Below are 18,852 nucleotides of genomic sequence, written 5' to 3' on the forward strand. Positions count from 1 at the left end.
TTCCTCCTAAATATACTCACTTAATTTTAATATAGCTTTAGCATATACTTCTATTCCAATCTTTAACATATCCAAGTCCATACACTCATCAAAACTGTGGGGATTTCCTTTAAACTCCTTGAAATTTGGTCCAAAAGCCACTGTATTTGGCATAAGTTTAGCATAAGTTCCTCCACCTAAAGCTGCAGGCTCTTCATCTCTTCCAGTAATATCTCTATAAGTATCTTGCAAAGTTTTTACTAAGATAGAATCCTTTGCAAAATATAGTGGTGGATTGTGGTTCTCCTTAAAGAATACAACTCCATTTTCTTGGGCTCTACATTGTAACTCTCTATCTAAAATCTCCTCTGTTGTTGATATTGGATATCTAATATTGAATTTTATATTTATATACTCATCTATTTTTTTAGTAATTCCAGCACTGATAGTTAAATCCCCAGTTTCTATATTTAAACTATCTATTCCCAATAGTTTTCCGTCAGTTGTCTCTTGAATATGTTCAGCTATAAATCTTGCAAAATTTTTAAGTGAATCTTTTTCTTCTAATACTTCATTTAAAAATAGATACATTCCATAAATTGAGTTAATTCCTCTTTCAGGTGAACTTGCATGAGCAGCTTTTCCATTTACTGTCACTACCAATCTATCTTCCTCTTCCAATAATTCAAAACTACATTTTGAAAGTTCAACCATTTTTTTCAGACTCTCTTTAACTTTTGTAGCTGAACTATTTCTTAAAGTTATTTTTCCCTGTTCAGGAACTACATTTGATCTTGTCCCAGCTTGTATCTCTAAAACCTCTGTTCTATCCCAATCTATTCTCTCTCTAAAAGAAAATGTATATATACCCTTCTCTGAAAATATAACTGGAAATCTTCCATCAGGTGTAAAAGCATATTTTGGTGGTTTTTCTAAGCTTAGATAGTGTTTTATATCCTCATCTCCACTCTCTTCATTTGTTCCGAAGATCACTCTCACTCTTTTATTAAAGTGTGGATTCTCCTCTAATATAGCCTTTAATGAGTACAATGAAGATATGATTGGTCCTTTATTGTCTATAGCTCCTCTTGCTACCAGACAATTATTCTTTATCTCCCCTCCATATGGATCTACACTCCATTTAGAACAATCTCCTTCAGGTACAACATCTATATGTCCTAAGATAGCAATATACTCCTCCCCCTCTCCAATCTCAGCATAACCAACATAGTTATCTAGATTTTTAGTTCTAAATCCTAAATTTTGAGCCAACTCCAAAGTTTTTTCAAGTCCATATTTTAAATTCTCTCCAAATGGAGCATCTCCTACTGGTTCAGCTTTTACTGTTTTTATCTTTATAATATCTATAACATCTGACATTATCTTATCAAAATTATTATCTATATAGTTTTTAATTTTCATAGTTACCTCCAAATAAACAAAGGAGCAACTAAAGAAGTTGCTCCTCATTTTTTAACTATCCTATTAAACCTAGAGCAAAGTCTAAAACTTTATCCCCTTTCATCATTCCATAATCAATAGTATTGATTACTTCTACTTTTTTTCCAACTTCAGCTGCCATCTTCTCAAATTCAGCTTTTCTATATTTAATTTGTGGTCCTAATAAGAAAACATCATATTTATCTAAGTTTTCTTTAAACATCTCTAGACCTACAGCTTTTATTTCAACCTCTATTCCCTTTTTCTCTGCTGCTTCTAACATTTTCTTTACCATCAAGCTTGTTGACATTCCGTTAGAGCAAAGTAATAATATTTTTTTCATATTGACACTCTCCTTATAACTCTGCTATTTTTATTCTCCTAATTCTGTTTCCTCTTTTAATGATGCTTTATCTAGTATTCTTAAGAATGGTAAGTAGATCATAGCTCCTAAAACTAAGTTAAATAACTGTATTAAAGCTCCTGATAATCCTCCTACTACAAAGAATCCACTTATAACTGCTGGTGTTGTCCAAGGTAAAGCAATTCCAATTGGTCTAGCTACAAGTCCTATATTCATAGCTATATACTGTGTTGTAACTACTACTAATGGAACTATATTAAATGGAATTAACATAATTGGATTTAATATTACTGGTAATCCAAATAATAATGGTTCATTTATATTAAATAGACCTGGTACTGCTGCTATCTCTCCAACTGATTTTATATGTTTACTTTTTGCAAATATTATAATTGCTAATAATAGAGATAGTGTTGCTCCAGATCCTCCCATCCATACCATATCAAAGAATTGCTCTGTGATAACGTGTGGAATAGGTAATCCCTCTTTTATTGCTGCTATATTTTCTAATTGGTTCTCTAACCAGAATGGTCTAACAATACCATTTACCATTGATCCAGCATTAATTCCTACTGACCATAAAACAGATATTGAGAATACTGTTAACATAGATCCTATATATGAAGTTCCCAATGATTTTAATGGTATAGCTATCACTTTATATACAAAGTCATGAATAGTTCCAAATGATGTATGAGCCATTCCAACTCTTACTAATAGTGCTACTATTAATATTGCTGCTCCAGGAATAAGAGCTTCAAATGATCTAATTACTTCAGGTGGTACTCCATCTGGCATTTTTACTAAGATGTTTCTTTTTACGAAAAATCTAAATATTACCATAGTAAAGAATCCTACCATCATAGCTATAAACATTCCTTTACTTCCTAACCAGTCAAAAGTGATTACACTTCCATACTCTTGTGTATTTCCTAAAGGTGTTAAGATAAAGAATGCCACTGTTGATAACAATCCTACTGCAACGCTATCCAATTCAAATTGCTTTGCTAATTGTTGAGCAACTAAAAATGATACATATACAGCTAACATTGAGAAAGTTGCATTTACAGGTATATCGAAAACTGATCCCCAGTTATCTCCAAAAACACTTTTCATAAAATTTTGATATGCTGGCAATGGGAATGATTGAATCATTAAAAATAATGAACCTATCATCAATGCTGGCATCAACATAACAAACGCTCTTCTTATTCCATTAACATATTTATTAGCTTCTAGCCAAGCAGCTATAGGAACAAGTTTTTCTTCTAATATATAAATTAATTTGTTCATTCTTATCCTCCTATTTTATATTCACTACTCTATTGGTTTTTGAATGCTTTTTTTATACTCTTCCATATACTCTTTACTAACTGCTTCTATCTTTACATCTTTGCTTCCCTCTATTGGATTAGCAATATAGACTTGAGGTATCTCCTCTGATGTAGTCGCTGCAAAAGTAAATTCCACATTTGTTCCTATTCCCCATTCACCTTTATTATTAAGAGCTATTACCGAAATAGCTCCAGCGTGTCCTCTTCTTCTTTTTAACTCGTCAGTAAAGTCCATTACAGCACCTTGAGCTGCTTCTTGAGGAGTCTCTCCCTTTTTCATTCTTTGAACTACTTCATAAGATAGACAACCTTTCATTATATCTTCTCCAAGTCCTGTAGCTGCTGCTCCTCCAACTTCATTATCAACATAGAATCCCGATCCAGAAACAGGCGAATCTCCTACTCTACCTCTTTTTTTCATAAATAGTCCACTTGTTGATGTAGCCACAGCCATATCTTTTTCCTTATCAAGAGCTATCATACAAACTGTATCATGTCCATCATATGGAGAAAGATTTTTCTCATATATCTCTTTTTTTCTCTTTTCCCAAGTTTTCTTTGCTCTCTCAGTTAGCATATTCTGTCTAACAAAACCATTTTTATGAGCATATGCCTCTGCTCCAGCTCCAACTAAGAAAATATTAAATCTATCTTCACTTAATTTTCTTGCTATTGAAACAGGATTTTTATAGTCTTTTATTCCTGCTACTGCTCCTATTGATAAAGTTTTTCCATCCATAAATGCCGCATCTAATTCTACTTCACACTCTTCATTAGGAAGTCCACCATAACCTACAGATTTATAAAATGGATAATCTTCTACTTGCATAATCGCTTTTTCTACAGCATCTTGGCATTTTCCACCATTCTCTAATATATCAGCTCCTAGTGCAACAGCATCTCCTGCCATTCTCCAAGTTGCTATCATACCCCATTCTCTTTTCATTAACTCTTTTCCTCCTAAGGTTATTTCAATGATTATTTATCTAATCTCTTATATAGAGCGATCATCTCTTCAATTAACTCTCTAGCAAGTATTGAAGTCATTAAGTGGTCTTGAGCATGTACCATTAATAGATTCATCTCTATTCCATTTCCATCTGCTTCATTACATATTAACTCTGTTTGCATCTCATGTGCTGCTAAACTTCTCTCTTTAGCTTGATCTAAACACTCTTTTGCTTTATCATAATTTCCCTCTTTTGCTTCTCTTAAAGCTTCAAATGCTAAGCTTCTTGCTTCTCCTGCATTTCCTACTATTGTCATTGCTATCTCTTCAATTGTTAAACTCATCTGTATTACCTCCACATATTTTTTATTTATTCACATCTTTATCATATATTATATATTATAAAAAGTCAAATCTGTCATTTTTTGAACTTTTTTCGTTATTATCATTATAGTTTTTTTGTTAGTTGTTGATTTTTTATAGAATAAATGGTAGACTAATTAGGTATAACGAAATATTATTTGTTATTTTTCGTTTTATTTTTGTGAAAATTATATTCAAAATTTTTTTAATTTTTTTAAGGTGGTATGTATGAATGAAAAAAATGACAAAATAAGTCTTTTAGATTTTGAATTAATTGGAAAAGATATTAAACTTGATTTTACAAAACACTTAACAAAAAAAGATAAGGAGTTATTTCGTAATATAAGATTACAGAAATATAATCATATATCATTAAATAAATTTTTAAAAATTTTTAATTTTACTGAAAAAGAGGAGATTTTAAAATATCTAAATAGTTTGATGAGTAAAACTATCACAATTTTTTCCAAAGAGAATAACTATTTTACCTGTATTAGCATATTACAATCTTATTATATTAATAACGAAACTATATATCTTGTATTTTCAGATGAAATTACTAATTCATTTAAAAAGGGGTCTTTTTTTGATAGAGTTGGTCTGAGAAACATACTGTTTCTTGAGGAGAAATTCTCCTATCGTCTCTATCAATATATTTACAATAATAAAGATAACAATATCTATATTCCAGTTGATACTCTTCGTGAAATTCTTGAAATAGGCGACTCTTATAAAAGATTTTATGACATTGAAAAAAATCTTCTCATTCCAATACTAGAAGATATTAAAACCAATGGCAAATTAAATCTTGAATATGAAAAAGTTAAAAATGGCGAACATAAAAGTGCCAAAATTTTAGGAATAACCATTAGTAAGAAAGTTGATTCTAATTCAATTGCTGAGGAAAATACAACTCAATTTATTGATTCGTTAATGGCTAAACTAGGGAAAAATATTAAAAATTTCTCTGAAATATACTCCCTACTTTTAAAATCTGTAGCAGAGTATGGAGAGGAGTTTGTAAAAAATAAAGTTGAATATGTTTTGCTCAATTTTGATATTGATATTGAAAAACATCTCCAACTATCTCTTGCACAAAATGAGGAACTTGATAAACCTGATTATATTTTGAAAAAGAAATTTAAATCTCTATTTCAAATGCACACAGATATCCTTGTCTTTATTCAAAAGAATAATCTTCCTCAACTATCTAAATATATGTTTACTATTACTCTTTACTCACTAAAAGATAAAGAGACAGTAGTTTTAAAAGATAAAACTCTCTCTATAAAGATAAGTTACAATAAAAATGATACATCAATTATTGAGTTTTATGTTCATAAATAATTTTAATGGAGGTTTTAATGAAAAATAATAACAATGGAAGTTTTATTGGCTTAGTTCCACTCATTGTATTTGTACTTTTCTATTTGGGAGCTGGTATTATACTTCAATTGCAAAAAATTCCAATGGCTTTCTATCAATTACCATCACCTATAGCAGCTTTTATTGGAATTGTTTTTGCTTTTATCCTTTTCAAAGGGAGTATTAAAGAGAAATTCAATACATTTTTAGAAGGGTGTGGACATCAAGATATTATCACTATGTGTATAATCTATCTTTTAGCTGGAGCTTTTGCTGGAGTAGCTAAAACTATGGGGGGAGTAGATTCTACTGTCAACTTAGCTCTATCTTTTATTCCAGTAAGATTTTTAGCTCCCAGCTTATTTGTTATAGCTGCTTTTATCTCAACAGCTACTGGTACATCTGTTGGAGCTATTGTTTCTATTGCACCTATTGCAGTTGGTCTTGCTGATAAAAGTGGAGTTTCTCTAGCCCTCATATTGGCAGCTGTTATGGGTGGAGCTATGTTTGGAGATAATCTCTCTGTTATCTCAGATACAACAATCGCTTCTACCCGAACTCAAGGAGTAGAGATGAAGGATAAATTTAGAGTAAATTTAAATATTGCTCTTCCTGCTGCTATTTTGACAGTTATTTTATTCTTTCTCTTTGGTGCTCCAAAAACAATAGTAAATTTAGAGATATTAGATTATAGTTTCCTTAAAATAGTTCCATATTTATCTGTTTTAATCTTAGCTTTAAGTGGAATAAATGTCTTTGTAGTACTTACTCTTGGAATAGTAATAGCTGGAATAATTGGAATATTTCATGGAAATTTTACTTTTTTAACACTATCTAAAGAGATATATAATGGATTTACTGGAATGAATGAGATCTTTCTTCTATCACTATTTTCAGGTGGTTTAGCTAATATGACATCAAAAGCAGGTGGAATACAGTGGCTAATTGGTCATATCCAAAAATTAATAATTGGTAAAAAGAGTGCTAAATTAGGTATAGGTATATTAGTATCACTAATTGATATGGCTGTTGCCAATAATACTGTTGCTATAATAATCAGTGGTCCCATTGCAAAAAATATATCTAAAAAATATGATATTGATCCCAAAGAGAGTGCTGCCATTTTAGATATATTCTCTTGTATATTTCAAGGAATTATCCCATACGGTGCTCAAATGCTAATTCTATTGAGTTTTGCTTCTGAAAAAGTTTCACCTATAGAGTTAATATCTCTACTTTGGTATCAGATGCTTCTACTTATCTTCACTTTAATTTTTATAAAATTAAAAGATAAAAAAGTTTAAAGCAAAAAAGGAAAAAAACTACTACAATAGGCATTATCCTATAAGTAACTTTTTTCCTTTTTCTATTTTCTACTTCTATTACACTTTTTCCAATTCAACAGTCAACTTCAATCTTTTCAAACCACTTTTTAAGGCTTTTATCTTAACCTTACTTATCTTCATATCTGATAACTCTTCATCTGGTACATCTTGAAGTTTTGAAATACTATTGTATCTATTTATTAATTTTTCTATATCTTTTTTTGTTAATTTACTTATTCTACCTAATAATCTGTAACCTTTAGGACTTACTTCATTATCTAATAGACTATAACTCTTTCCATATCCAAGAGAGTGTGAAAAATTCTCTACCTCTAACAACTCTTCATCATCAAGGCTCTTCATCTTCTCTTTTACTTCTTTATAGTCAATTCCATCCTCTATATAGTCTCTGATTAAGTCATACTCATCTTCCTCTATATCTTGATTTAGGTCTTGAAATTGAAGATTTAACAATCTTCCCTCTACACCTAGCTCAACAACACAGTTATTTACCTCTGCTCCTATTCTTCTCAACATTTCAAATCTCTGTAGTGCAGTAGCCACATCATATAGAGTTGCTGTATTATCCAACTCCAATATTGTCAAGTTTGCTAAGGCTCTATCTAAAACTGCCTTGTATCTCTCCATTGTCTTTATAGCTTGAGCTGCTTCATTTTCTATTGAAGAAGCATCTTTCAATCTATATCTTATATCATCTTTATATAGAGTTATTACATTTCTTCTCTCTGAAACTGCTATTACCAATTTCCCTATCTGCTGTCCAGCTCTTTGAGCTGTTCTATGTCTTGTTCCACTCTCTGTAGATTTATATTTTCTATCTGGTTGCAAATGAACATTAGCATACATTATCTTTTTACACTCTGCATCTAAGATTATTGCTCCATCCATTTTTGCCAATTCATATACTCTTTCTGGAGTAAAATCACACTCTAAATAAAATCCACCATCTGCCATTTTTTTTACATTTTCATCAAAGCCTATAACTATTAAAGCTCCTAATCCTGCTTCTAATATATTATTTAGTCCCTCTCTAAGAGCTGTTCCTGGCGTTACAAATGACAGCATCTCTTCCAATTTTTTACTGTCCATCTTTATTCATCCTTTCTAAAAGTTCTTCTAAATTTTTTAAATATATCAGTTTTAAGTTATAATTTTTCTTATCAATCTCTTTTCTATTAGCTTCTGGTATATAAACCCCTTTAAATCCTAGTTTTTCTAATTCTCTAAGTCTTTTATCTATAAAAAATACCTTTCTAATCTCTCCTCTTAATCCCAATTCCCCAATAGCTGCTATTTTCTGACTTATCTCTACACCCTTGTATATTGATAGTATTGATATTAAAACAGCTAAATCTGCTGCTGGATCCTCGATACTAAGTCCTCCAGGAATATTTACAAATAGATCTTTCATAGCTAGATTCATATACATCTTTTTTTCAGCAATTGCTGTTAGAATCTGTATTCTATTTTTATCAAACCCTTGTACTATCCTCTTAGGAATTCCAATTGTTACCTCTGTAAGAAGAGTCTGCACCTCTAATAAAAATACTTTTGTTCCCTCTAGTACAGGAACTACCATACTTCCTATATTTCTTTCCTCTCTCTCGCTGAGAAAATATTCAGACGAATTTTTTATCTCCTTCATTCCGTCTTCTTCCATACTAAAAACTGCTAACTCATTTGTTGAGCCAAATCTATTTTTGGTACTTCTCAGTATACGATAGAAAAGCCCCTCTTCTCCCTCAAAATTAAATACTGCATCTACCATATGTTCCAATAATTTAGGTCCTGCCACTTTTCCATCTTTTGTAATATGTCCAACTATGAAAAATGAGATCCCATATTTTTTAGCTAACTCTATTATCTTCAGTGTACACTCTCTTATCTGTGTAGGTGTTCCTGGTATTGAATCTACAACTGAGTTATATAGAGTCTGTATAGAATCCACTATCACAACTTTAGGTTTTTTTGCTATTAAAAATTCATATATTTTTGAAATATCTGTCTCTGACATCAAATAAAGATTTTTACTCTTTATTTTCAATCTCTCTCCTCTGCTCTTTACTTGAGCTGGAGACTCCTCACCTGATATATAAATTACATCTCCATATGTAGTATACTCATTTGCAACCTGTAATAATAAAGTTGATTTTCCTATTCCTGGATTTCCAGTGATAAGAACAACTTCACCACATAATAAACCTCCACCTAACACTCTATCAAACTCACCTATTTGAGTTTTGTATCTATCGCTCTCCTCTATTATGACATCATTAAAAGAGAAAACCTTCTCTGAAGTTTCCTTTATAGATACTGCAGAAGAGACTACTGGTGCACCTACAGCTGATGAAACTTCCAACTCCTCTTCAAAAGTTCCCCAACTATTGCATTGTGGACACTTTCCTGTCCATTTTGCAGTTTTATATCCACATTCACTACATACATAAAAACTCTTAGTTTTTGCCATTTATAACCTATCCCTTTATATTTTTAGCTTTATTTTTAACTATATCCACTATTTTTGTATCTACAAAAATATCTAGCCTTGCTCCTACAGTTGCTGCCTCTCTTACTGCACTTGAACTTAAATACATGTACTCTCTTGCTGCTGGTATAAATATTGTATCAACTTCTCCAGCAGAAAGATCGTGATTTACAAAAGCATAACCTAACTCATACTCATAATCAGATACTGCTCTCAATCCTCTTATTATGATCTCTGCATTATGCTCCTTCATAAAATCTATTAACAACCCATCAAAACTCTTTACTTCTACCTTTTCTCCAAATTCATTTGTTAGCATTTTTATCAGTTCTTTTCTCTCTTCTAATGAAAACCAGCACTTTTTATTGGCATTATTCATAACTGCCACTATCAATTTGTCTGTTATTTTTAAAGATTTTTTTATAACATCAAAATGCCCTTTAGTTATTGGATCAAAACTTCCTGCATACACTCCTATTTTCATATATTCACCTTTACTTTATTAAAACAATCTCATACTCGTAATTATTCTCTTTATTCTCTTCCAATATAAGCTCTTTCTTTCTATTTTTTACAAAATCTTCTACAAACTCAAAATACAACTCTTTAAAAGCTATCTTTAATTTTTTAGATAATACTACCTTTATCTTTGATATATCCTCATCTTTTGCACAGATTCTAATCTCTGACATCATCTCATGAATAACTGCATCTTTAGATTTTATCTTTCCTGTTCCATTACATATTGGACAAGTTTCTTGAAAATAACTATACAATGGTTTACCCGTTCTTTTTCTAGTCATCTCTATCAAACCTAAATCTGTAAAATGAACGATATTATTTTTTATTCTATCTTTGGCCAGATTCTCTTCCAATGTCTTTAATACCTGTTCCTTATCCTCATCCAATCTCATATCAATAAAATCTATTATTATAATTCCACCATAATTTCTCAATCTTAACTGTCTTGGAATCTCTCTTGCAGCCTCTAAATTTGTATTTAAAACTGTTTTTTCAAGATTGTAGCTTCCTGTATTCTTTCCAGTATTTACATCAATACTTATCAATGCTTCTGTTTTCTGAATTACCAGTGAGCCACCACATTCTAATCTCACCTCTTCCTTTAAAGCGTTTTGTATCTCTTTATCAATTTCAAATACTTCAAATATATTTCTTTCATCTTCTCCTTTAAAAAGTTTTATCTTTGTTTTTAAAGTCTTTTCACTAAAAGCGTTTATATAATCTATAATTTCCCAATAAGCTTCCTCATTATCAACTATAAGTTCATCTATATCATTGGAGAAAATATCTCTTAAAACAGTTGTTATAACTCCATTATCCTTGTATAACACCTCTCCTATTTTAGCATTTTTCGTTTTTTTCTCTATATCTTCCCATTTTTTTACTAGGTACTCTATCTCTCTTTCAAAATGAAAAATACTCTTTCCAAAGGCTGCTGTTCTAATTATAATTCCCATATTTTCAGGCTTTATATCCTTAAATATCTCCTCTAATCTAGATCTCTCTGCCTCATCTTTTATCTTTTTAGATATTGCAAGATGATCATTATTTGGCATCAATACCAAGTATTTTCCAGGCAATGTATAGTGTGTAGTCACTCTTGCACCCTTGCTTCCTCTTGGTTCATTCAAAACCTGTACTACAACCTCATCTCCAACATTTAATATATCCTCTATTGGTCTTTCACTATTACATATCCCATCTAAATACTTTTCTTCAAACTCTCTCAGATCATTTACATAGAGAAAGGCATTTTTTTCCAACCCTATATTCAAAAAAGCTGACTCCATTCCAGGAAGAACATTAGCTACTTTTCCTTTATAAATACTCCCATTTATTCTTCCCTCTTCTTCTCTTTCGATCAGAATCTCGATCACTTTTTTATCTTCAATTATAGCTGCTCTTGACTGAAACTCATCTATGTTGATCACTATCTGATTCATTTCTTTTTAACTCTCCTCTTAGTATATCTAACCTAGAATATTTTTTTCCATTTACAACTACATCATCTTTTTCGATTGAATTATCTATCTTTATATTAAAATACTCTTTTAATCTCAATCTATTAGCTTTATTTATTCCAACAAATTTTGAAACAGACTTCTCATTGGCTAAAATATCCAACTTCTTATCTTTCAGTGCTATATCTTTAAAGAAGTCATAGTGTATCTCTGTTTCAACTAGCTCCCTAAATGCTGAGTGGAATGGTCCTGCAATAACTACTCCATCTTCTCTCAAATCATCACTTGGCTGTAATCCTACTCTGATTACATTCACACCTCTACTCTCTACAAGAGAGTAAATTTTCCTAGTTATCTCAACAGCCTCTTCCAATGTTAATGGAGTATATTCTCTATTGTAAAACATTCTCTCCATCTTAGTATTTTTTATCACTAATGTTGGATATATTCTTACCATGTCTGGTTCCATAGCTAAGGCTTTTTTAGCTGTTTCATACTCTTTTTCTTGAGTAGATTTTGGTAATCCGATCATCAATTGGATTCCAACTTTTATCCCATATTTTTTTAGTAATCTACAAGCATTTTCTACTACCTCTAGAGGATAGTATCTCTCAGTTGCCAACAATACATCTTTATCAAGAGATTGAACTCCTAATTCAACAACTGTTACTCCATATTTTTTTAACTGTTCTACTATCTCCTCTGTTATACAATCTGGACGAGTAGACAATCTTATCCCATCAATACTTCCAGCTTTTATATATTCATAAGTTGTCTCTAAGTATTCTTTTTGTAAATTCATAGAAATTCCTGTAAAAGTTCCACCAAAGAAAGCCACTTCTTTCTTGGAATTCTTTGGAAGAGTTTCTAAATATGTCTCTATTGTATCTTTTAAATCTTGAATTGTAACATCTGTTTCTCTACCATTTATCTTTTTTTGGTTACAAAAAACACATGAATTTGGGCAACCAAAATGACTTATAAATATTGGAATATTATAGTGCTTCATGAATCTTTACTCCTAATTTTTTACACAATGACTTAGCAGCTGCTTGTTCTGCTGTCTTTTTATTCTTACCTTTACCTATTTCAGACTGTTTTTCCTCAATTCCATTATCTATCTTAACCTCTATCTCAAACACTTTTTGATGATCTGGTCCTATCTCTTTTATCACTGAATACTCAGGTATAATTTTATATACTTTCTGACTATACTCTTGCAATATTGTTTTAAAGTCTAAAATATCCTCATTGTTGTCCACATTATCAATAGCATCTTTTATATGTGAAAGTGCAAATTTCTTGGCTGTTTCAAAATCTGAATCTATATATATTGCCCCTAATATAGCTTCAAATGCATCTCCTAATATAGAGCTTCTCTCTCTTCCACCAGTTAGCTCCTCACCTCTACTCAATAGTAGATATTTTCCAACTTCTAATTTTTTAGATATCCCTGCTAAAACTGGTTCACTTACCACCATAGATTTTACTTTTGCCAAATCTCCCTCTGTAGAGTTTGCATAGCTTTTATATAGATACTCTGTAACAACGAGGTCTAGAACTGCATCTCCTAGCAGTTCTAGTCTCTCATTACTTATCTTTTTATATCTTCTATGCTCATTTCCAAATGAACGGTGAATAAGTGAATTTTTTAGAAGTTCTTTATTTTTAAAATTATACCCAAGATTTTTTTCAAAATCTAAGTAATTTTTTTTCATTTCTCCTCCTAAATTCTACAATTCTACTTATATTTTCTCATAGCTATTACAGCATTATGTCCACCAAATCCTAGTGAACTTGACATTGCTACATTTATTTCCTTCTCAACTGCCTTATTTGGCACATAGTTTAAATCACACTCTGGATCTGGATTATCATAGTTTATTGTTGGTGGAACAACACCTTCAAAAATACTCTTCGCTATAATTACAGCCTCAATTCCTCCAGCAGCTCCCAATCCGTGTCCTGTAGCTCCTTTTGTTGAAGATACCATCAATTCCTTAGCATGATCTCCAAATACAGCTTTTATTGCTGCAGTTTCATTTTTATCATTTGCTGGTGTTGAAGTTCCATGAGCATTTATATAATCAACATCTTCTAATGCTATTTTTCCCTCTTTAAGAGCCATTTTAAATGCTCTTGCTGCTCCTTCTCCACCATCTACTGGAGCTGTTATATGGTAAGCGTCACAAGTCTCTCCATATCCAACTATTTCAGCATATATCTTTGCTCCTCTTGCTTTTGCAGACTCTAACTCCTCAAGAATTAACACTCCTGCTCCCTCTCCCATTACAAATCCATCTCTGTCAGCAGTAAATGGTCTTGAAGCTTTTTCAGGCTCATCATTTCTTGTTGAAAGAGCTTTCATATTAGCAAAGGCATTCATAGCAAAAGGTGTTACAGCTGCTTCTGTTCCTCCTGCTATCATCACTTTTGCTCTTCCATTTTTTATCATTTCAAAAGCTTCTCCAACTGAGTGAGTTCCAGCAGCACAAGCTGTTACAATTGATTTATTAGGTCCTTTTGCTCCAAAATAAATCCCTATATTTCCTGCAGCCATATTAGCTATCATAGCAGGAATTGTAAATGGAGATATTCTTCTTACTCCCTTTTCTAACATAGCTTGGTGTTGAGCTTCAAATACCTCTATTCCACCAATTCCCGAAGAAACAACTACTCCTACCTCTTCAGCATTATTCTCATCTATTACTAATTTAGAATCATCTAAAGCCATTTTTGTAGCTGCTATTGCAAATTGAGTATTTCTAGCTAATTTTTTTATCTCTTTCTTCTCAATTCCAAACTCTGTAGGATCAAAGTCTTTTACCTCTCCAGCTATCTGTACTGGCATCTCAGATACATCATAAGATTCTATCTTAGCTATTCCTGTCTCTCCAGCCACTATTCTCTTCCAACTCTTCTCTATTCCTGTCCCTAAAGCAGTTATTAGTCCTAGACCTGTAACGACTACTCTATTCATAACATCACCTCTAATTTTGCTCTAATATATATAAGTAACGGGGTACCTACTCAATACCCCGTTCATTTTTATCCAATTAATTATTTTGATTCAATATAATCAATAACATCTTGAACTGTTTTTATTTTCTCTGCATCTGTATCAGGAATCTCAACGTCAAACTCTTCTTCGAATGCCATTATTAACTCAACAGTATCTAAAGAATCTGCTCCTAAATCCTCAACAAAGTTTGCCTCAGGTACTACTTGCTCAGCGTCTACACCTAATTGCTCTACTACTATTTCTCTTATTTTATCTAACATTTTTTCTTCCTCCTTAATTTTTTCTTTATATATTTTAAAAACGTTATATATTATAGATTTTACTATATATTTGACAAATCTTCAAGTTTTTCTATATTTTTTACTATAATTTCTTTATCAATTTTCTTTATAAGTCCTGCTAATACTTTTCCAGGTCCTATTTCATAAATTGTATCTACCCCTTCAGCTTTCAATCTATTTATTGTTTCAACCCATTTTACTGGACCAAAACTCTGTCTATAGATCTCTTCCTTTACCTCATCAACTGAATTTAAAATTTCAGCTGTTGTATTTGCTACTAACTTAACATCTGTCATAGTAAAGTTATACTTTTCAGCCTCTAATTTTAATTTTTCTCCTGCTTCCTTCATCAATGATGAATGGAAAGGACCTGATACTGCTAATGGCATTGCTCTTCTAGCTCCAGCTTCTTTAAGAGCCACACAAGCTCTCTCAATAGCATCTTTATCTCCAGCTATTACAGTTTGCTTAGGTTCATTAAAGTTTACTGCTTCAACTACTCCCTCTACTCCTTCAAGTACTTCAACTATCTTTGAAGAATCCAACCCAATAATTGCTGCCATTCCACCATTAACTTTGTGTGCTACTTCATTCATATAGCTTCCTCTAGCAGCAGTTAATTTAACTGTATCCTCCAATGACAAATACCCAGCTGCTCCAAAAGCTGCATACTCTCCTACAGAGTGTCCTGCTACATAATCAGCCTTTACTCCTTTAGCTTCTAATAATTTTGTCAATATTAAACTCATTGATACTATAGCTGGTTGAGTATTTTTAGTCTCTTTTAACTCCTCTTCTGGACCTTCAAACATAACTTTTTTTAAATCAAAATCCAGTTTTGAAAATAGATTATCAAACTCTTGCTTTGCTAGCTCATTGTTCTCATATAATTCTTTTCCCATTCCAACATATTGTGTTCCCTGTCCTGGAAATACAAAAGCTATTTTAGACATCTTTTCCTCCTTAATAAAAACACGTGTAATTTAATATATCATAGCATCTAAATTCTGTCAATTCTTTATTAATATGTCCATCTCATTATTATAGAACCATATGTTAATCCTGCTCCAAAACCTGTTAAAGCTATTAGATCTCCTTTTTTTACAAGTCCTTTCTCTAAAGCTTCTCCCAATGCAAGACCTACAGAAGCTGATGAAGTATTTCCAAATTTTTGAAGATTCATATAGAACTTCTCAATTGGTACATGGATTCTTTTTGCTGCTGACTCTATTATTCTTACATTAGCTTGATGTGGGAATATCATAGATAGATCATTAGCACTTACATTAGCTGTATTTAAAGCATTTTTTGTAGCATTTGGTAGTGCATGTACAGCAAATTTGAATACATCTTGTCCCTTCATCTTTACAAAGTTCTCTCTATTCTCTATTGTTTGTGCATCATTTGGTTTTTTTGTTCCACCAGCAGGAGTTCTTAATATATCATCGTCTTCTCCTTCAGCACCTAGATAAGTTGATAGTATACCGTATCCCTCTTCAACCTCTCCAACTACTGCAGCTGCAGCACCATCACCAAATAATATACAAGTATTCCTATCCTGCATATCTATAATTCTTGAAAGTGTCTCTGCTCCTATTACAAGTATATTTTTGTATACTCCACCCTTTATCATTCCGTTAGCAACTGTAAGTCCATATATAAATCCACTACAAGCTGCATTTAAGTCAAAACATGGAATATTCTTTCCACCTAATTTATGTTGTACCAAACATGCAGTTGCTTGAACTAAATAATCTGGAGTACAAGTAGCCACTAATATCAAATCTAAGTCTTCCACTGTCATATTGGCTCTATCTAAAGCTTTTTTAGCAGCCTCTACACATAGATCTGAAGTTGCCTGATCAGCAGCAGCAAATCTTCTCTCCTCTATTCCTGTTCTTGTTCTAATCCATTCATCAGATGTATCTATTATCTTTTCAAAATCAAAGTTAGTCATTACTTTTTCTGGAACATAGTATCCTAATCCTTTGATTCCTACGCTTTTAAATTCCATTATCTCCTCCTATAAGGTCTATTCTTTAATATTATCTATATCTATAACATTTTTTAACTCTTCGATAAAATTCATCTCAGCAAATTTATTAGCCACCTTTATAGCATTTTTTATTCCTGTTGAATCTGAATTTCCGTGAGCTTTTATAGAGATTCCATTCAAGCCTAAAAATATAGCTCCACCATACTCTGATGAATCCATCTTTTTAGCTATATGTTTTATTGCTGGTTTGATTAGTAAAGCCCCCAGCTTATATATAAATGATTTACCTATCTCCTCTTTCAATGATGAGACAATAAACTTTGCAACCCCTTCAGAAGTCTTTAAAACCATATTTCCTGTAAATCCATCAGTTACTACTACATCTATATTTCCATTCATAACCTCTGTACTCTCTACATTTCCCATAAAATTTATAGTTTTATTCTCTTTTAAAAGAAGGTAGGCTTCTCTAGTTACCTCATTTCCTTTACCCTCTTCAGTTCCAATATTTAATAATCCTACAGTCGGATTTTTCTTTCCTAACAATACTTCCAAATATTTAGAACCCATCATAGCATATTGATTTAAAAACTCTGGCTTACAATCTGCAGTTGCACCAACATCTAACATCAACATCTTTCCAGTCTTATTAGGAAACATTGTAGCAATAGCTGGTCTCAATACACCCTTTATTCTTTTTAGTTTTAATTGACTAGCAGTTATTAAGGCACCTGTATTTCCAGCTGAAACAGAAGCATCTGCTATTCCCTCTTTAACAAGCTCTAAAGTTCTATTCATAGATGAATCCTTCTTTCCTTTAACTGCTGTTACAGGATCATCAGTCATCTCTATTTTCTCTCTAGCATCTACTATCTCTATTCTATCTCTATCAACTTTGTATTTTGATAGCTCCTCTTCTACTATCTCTTTCTTCCCAACAAGTATGAGGTGTAAACTTTCACTCTCTTCTAAGGCTTTCACTGCTCCTTTTACCGTTTCAAAGGGAGCTTTATCTCCACCCATAGCATCTAAAGCTATTCTCATTGTTGCCTCCTATATAATTATCTTTACAACATTATACATCATATTTGTGAATTTTAAAAATATTTTTCTTACTTTTATAATAAAAAAAGGCAAGAGCTTATCTTGCCTTTTTTTATCTAATTAAACAATCTAATTACTCAGCTTGTCCTGCTAGAACTTGTTTTCCATTGTAATCTCCACATGAAAGACATACTCTGTGTGGTCTTCTTGGAGCTCCACATTTTTCACAAGTTGCTAATCCAGTTCCAGTTAAAGCATGATGAGATCTTCTCATGTTTTTCTTAGCTTTAGATGTTTTCTTCTTAGGTACTGCCATCTTAGTTTCCCTCCTACTTACATTCTTATTTAAAAATTAATTTTTTATTTGTAATAATTGCTGCCATCTTGGATCAATTCCATTATCACTGTGCTTCTCTATCTCTGAATCATCTTCACAAACAGGTTCACACTGTGGATATGGTGGCATATCAAGTATTATATACTCTCTTATTAATCCTTCTAAGTCTATAACTCCATCTTTTATCTCGTCATAAATCTCATTTTGATTAATTTCACATTCTGCATTTAAACTTTTTGAATACTGAACATACTCACTTTCATCTAAGAAAGTTCCCATAAAATCATTACTTAATTCTATTTCAATCTCTTTTAGACATCTTACACATTGTGTTTTTACTTTAGTTGAATATTTTCCACTTATTTCAACTTTACCATTGTTATTTACAGCTGTTCCTATAACATGCACTCTATCTTTTAGATCTATGTCCTCCATACTATCAATATAGAAGTCAAATTCTAAAATTTGGTTTGGAAAATTTTTAATCTCTAATCTCAAAACAATTTCCTCCAATCGTACACCTAGATATTTTACTAAGTTTTTTAAATATTGTCAAGTAATTTTT

Annotated in this window: 20 protein-coding genes; 2 read left to right on the forward strand and 18 right to left on the reverse strand. The window is 31.7% G+C overall.

What is annotated here, in order from left to right; translation table 11 throughout:
* Window positions 1-6: 6 nt before the first annotated feature.
* From pepV to ABNK64_RS00705, 5 genes are read right to left on the reverse strand one after another with little or no spacing between them, the layout of a single operon-like run.
* Entirely contained in the window at window positions 7-1,401 is a 1,395-nt protein-coding gene (gene pepV, locus ABNK64_RS00685) for a dipeptidase PepV (RefSeq protein ID WP_349763150.1), read from the reverse strand.
* A gap of 55 nt (window positions 1,402-1,456) precedes the next feature.
* The gene (locus ABNK64_RS00690) at window positions 1,457-1,762 is read right to left on the reverse strand and encodes a PTS sugar transporter subunit IIB (protein ID WP_291256285.1); all 306 of its coding nucleotides are present in this window, start codon (window positions 1,760-1,762) and stop codon (window positions 1,457-1,459) included.
* A gap of 30 nt (window positions 1,763-1,792) precedes the next feature.
* A complete protein-coding gene (locus ABNK64_RS00695; protein ID WP_291256284.1) occupies window positions 1,793-3,076 on the reverse strand; it encodes a PTS sugar transporter subunit IIC in 1,284 nt (427 codons plus the stop codon).
* 24 nt (window positions 3,077-3,100) lie between these two features.
* Entirely contained in the window at window positions 3,101-4,063 is a 963-nt protein-coding gene (locus tag ABNK64_RS00700) for a glycosylasparaginase (RefSeq protein ID WP_300342438.1), read from the reverse strand.
* A 32-nt stretch (window positions 4,064-4,095) separates the two neighbouring features.
* Window positions 4,096-4,410 (reverse strand): PTS lactose/cellobiose transporter subunit IIA, encoded by a 315-nt coding sequence (locus ABNK64_RS00705; protein WP_291256282.1) that lies wholly within the window; start codon window positions 4,408-4,410, stop codon window positions 4,096-4,098.
* Between the two features lie 247 nt (window positions 4,411-4,657).
* On the opposite strand from ABNK64_RS00705, the gene ABNK64_RS00710 reads away from it, so the two are divergent.
* The gene (locus ABNK64_RS00710) at window positions 4,658-5,776 is read left to right on the forward strand and encodes a replication initiation protein (protein ID WP_291256281.1); all 1,119 of its coding nucleotides are present in this window, start codon (window positions 4,658-4,660) and stop codon (window positions 5,774-5,776) included.
* Between the two features lie 17 nt (window positions 5,777-5,793).
* Entirely contained in the window at window positions 5,794-7,098 is a 1,305-nt protein-coding gene (locus ABNK64_RS00715; protein ID WP_349763151.1) for a Na+/H+ antiporter NhaC family protein, read from the forward strand.
* Between the two features lie 78 nt (window positions 7,099-7,176).
* Here ABNK64_RS00715 and disA read toward each other — a convergent pair whose 3' ends face one another.
* The 13 genes from disA to ABNK64_RS00780 form a co-directional block, all read right to left on the reverse strand.
* Window positions 7,177-8,229 carry a DNA integrity scanning diadenylate cyclase DisA gene (gene disA, locus ABNK64_RS00720; RefSeq protein ID WP_291256279.1) on the reverse strand — a complete coding sequence of 351 codons (1,053 nt, stop codon included), beginning with the start codon at window positions 8,227-8,229 and terminating at the stop codon, window positions 7,177-7,179.
* On the reverse strand, window positions 8,219-9,607 hold the full coding sequence (gene radA, locus ABNK64_RS00725) for a DNA repair protein RadA (RefSeq protein WP_300342442.1): 1,389 nt from the start codon (window positions 9,605-9,607) through the stop codon (window positions 8,219-8,221). Before radA ends, disA begins: the two co-directional genes overlap by 11 nt.
* A gap of 7 nt (window positions 9,608-9,614) precedes the next feature.
* Window positions 9,615-10,109 carry a pantetheine-phosphate adenylyltransferase gene (gene coaD, locus ABNK64_RS00730; protein ID WP_291256277.1) on the reverse strand — a complete coding sequence of 165 codons (495 nt, stop codon included), beginning with the start codon at window positions 10,107-10,109 and terminating at the stop codon, window positions 9,615-9,617.
* Window positions 10,110-10,119: 10 nt separating this feature from the next.
* A complete protein-coding gene (locus ABNK64_RS00735; protein WP_349763152.1) occupies window positions 10,120-11,589 on the reverse strand; it encodes an Rne/Rng family ribonuclease in 1,470 nt (489 codons plus the stop codon).
* Window positions 11,561-12,616 carry an elongator complex protein 3 gene (locus tag ABNK64_RS00740; protein WP_349763153.1) on the reverse strand — a complete coding sequence of 352 codons (1,056 nt, stop codon included), beginning with the start codon at window positions 12,614-12,616 and terminating at the stop codon, window positions 11,561-11,563. Before ABNK64_RS00740 ends, ABNK64_RS00735 begins: the two co-directional genes overlap by 29 nt.
* Window positions 12,603-13,325, reverse strand: a complete 723-nt coding sequence (gene rnc / locus ABNK64_RS00745) for a ribonuclease III (protein WP_300342448.1) — start codon at window positions 13,323-13,325, stop codon at window positions 12,603-12,605. The genes ABNK64_RS00740 and rnc overlap by 14 nt, the downstream gene beginning before the upstream one ends.
* Window positions 13,326-13,348: 23 nt before the next feature.
* Entirely contained in the window at window positions 13,349-14,587 is a 1,239-nt protein-coding gene (gene fabF / locus ABNK64_RS00750) for a beta-ketoacyl-ACP synthase II (protein WP_349763154.1), read from the reverse strand.
* 80 nt (window positions 14,588-14,667) lie between these two features.
* Entirely contained in the window at window positions 14,668-14,889 is a 222-nt protein-coding gene (gene acpP, locus ABNK64_RS00755; RefSeq protein WP_005883395.1) for an acyl carrier protein, read from the reverse strand.
* Window positions 14,890-14,951: 62 nt separating this feature from the next.
* Window positions 14,952-15,863 (reverse strand): ACP S-malonyltransferase, encoded by a 912-nt coding sequence (gene fabD / locus ABNK64_RS00760; protein WP_300389406.1) that lies wholly within the window; start codon window positions 15,861-15,863, stop codon window positions 14,952-14,954.
* A gap of 68 nt (window positions 15,864-15,931) precedes the next feature.
* Window positions 15,932-16,924: a beta-ketoacyl-ACP synthase III gene (locus ABNK64_RS00765; protein WP_349763155.1), complete on the reverse strand. Its 993-nt coding sequence runs from the start codon at window positions 16,922-16,924 to the stop codon at window positions 15,932-15,934.
* Between the two features lie 18 nt (window positions 16,925-16,942).
* A complete protein-coding gene (gene plsX, locus ABNK64_RS00770; protein WP_291256270.1) occupies window positions 16,943-17,950 on the reverse strand; it encodes a phosphate acyltransferase PlsX in 1,008 nt (335 codons plus the stop codon).
* A 133-nt stretch (window positions 17,951-18,083) separates the two neighbouring features.
* A complete protein-coding gene (gene rpmF, locus ABNK64_RS00775) occupies window positions 18,084-18,266 on the reverse strand; it encodes a 50S ribosomal protein L32 (protein WP_291256269.1) in 183 nt (60 codons plus the stop codon).
* A 36-nt stretch (window positions 18,267-18,302) separates the two neighbouring features.
* Window positions 18,303-18,785, reverse strand: a complete 483-nt coding sequence (locus ABNK64_RS00780) for a YceD family protein (RefSeq protein WP_349763156.1) — start codon at window positions 18,783-18,785, stop codon at window positions 18,303-18,305.
* Window positions 18,786-18,852 lie beyond the last annotated feature (67 nt).

Origin of the sequence: Fusobacterium sp. SYSU M8D902 (assembly GCF_040199715.1) — a bacterium.
Classification (GTDB): domain Bacteria; phylum Fusobacteriota; class Fusobacteriia; order Fusobacteriales; family Fusobacteriaceae; genus Fusobacterium_A.

Coding starts and splice junctions, on each gene's coding strand:
- acpP (WP_005883395.1), bottom strand. CDS start 14,889: ATGTTAGATAAAATAAGAGAAATAGTAGTAGAGCAATTAGGTGTAGAC.
- ABNK64_RS00710 (WP_291256281.1), top strand. CDS start 4,658: ATGAATGAAAAAAATGACAAAATAAGTCTTTTAGATTTTGAATTAATT.
- plsX (WP_291256270.1), bottom strand. CDS start 17,950: ATGAGAATAGCTTTAGATGCTATGGGTGGAGATAAAGCTCCCTTTGAA.
- coaD (WP_291256277.1), bottom strand. CDS start 10,109: ATGAAAATAGGAGTGTATGCAGGAAGTTTTGATCCAATAACTAAAGGG.
- ABNK64_RS00695 (WP_291256284.1), bottom strand. CDS start 3,076: ATGAACAAATTAATTTATATATTAGAAGAAAAACTTGTTCCTATAGCT.
- ABNK64_RS00740 (WP_349763153.1), bottom strand. CDS start 12,616: ATGAAGCACTATAATATTCCAATATTTATAAGTCATTTTGGTTGCCCA.
- disA (WP_291256279.1), bottom strand. CDS start 8,229: ATGGACAGTAAAAAATTGGAAGAGATGCTGTCATTTGTAACGCCAGGA.
- rpmF (WP_291256269.1), bottom strand. CDS start 18,266: ATGGCAGTACCTAAGAAGAAAACATCTAAAGCTAAGAAAAACATGAGA.
- ABNK64_RS00765 (WP_349763155.1), bottom strand. CDS start 16,924: ATGGAATTTAAAAGCGTAGGAATCAAAGGATTAGGATACTATGTTCCA.
- ABNK64_RS00700 (WP_300342438.1), bottom strand. CDS start 4,063: ATGAAAAGAGAATGGGGTATGATAGCAACTTGGAGAATGGCAGGAGAT.
- ABNK64_RS00715 (WP_349763151.1), top strand. CDS start 5,794: ATGAAAAATAATAACAATGGAAGTTTTATTGGCTTAGTTCCACTCATT.
- ABNK64_RS00690 (WP_291256285.1), bottom strand. CDS start 1,762: ATGAAAAAAATATTATTACTTTGCTCTAACGGAATGTCAACAAGCTTG.
- fabF (WP_349763154.1), bottom strand. CDS start 14,587: ATGAATAGAGTAGTCGTTACAGGTCTAGGACTAATAACTGCTTTAGGG.
- rnc (WP_300342448.1), bottom strand. CDS start 13,325: ATGAAAAAAAATTACTTAGATTTTGAAAAAAATCTTGGGTATAATTTT.
- ABNK64_RS00735 (WP_349763152.1), bottom strand. CDS start 11,589: ATGAATCAGATAGTGATCAACATAGATGAGTTTCAGTCAAGAGCAGCT.
- fabD (WP_300389406.1), bottom strand. CDS start 15,863: ATGTCTAAAATAGCTTTTGTATTTCCAGGACAGGGAACACAATATGTT.
- pepV (WP_349763150.1), bottom strand. CDS start 1,401: ATGAAAATTAAAAACTATATAGATAATAATTTTGATAAGATAATGTCA.
- radA (WP_300342442.1), bottom strand. CDS start 9,607: ATGGCAAAAACTAAGAGTTTTTATGTATGTAGTGAATGTGGATATAAA.
- ABNK64_RS00705 (WP_291256282.1), bottom strand. CDS start 4,410: ATGAGTTTAACAATTGAAGAGATAGCAATGACAATAGTAGGAAATGCA.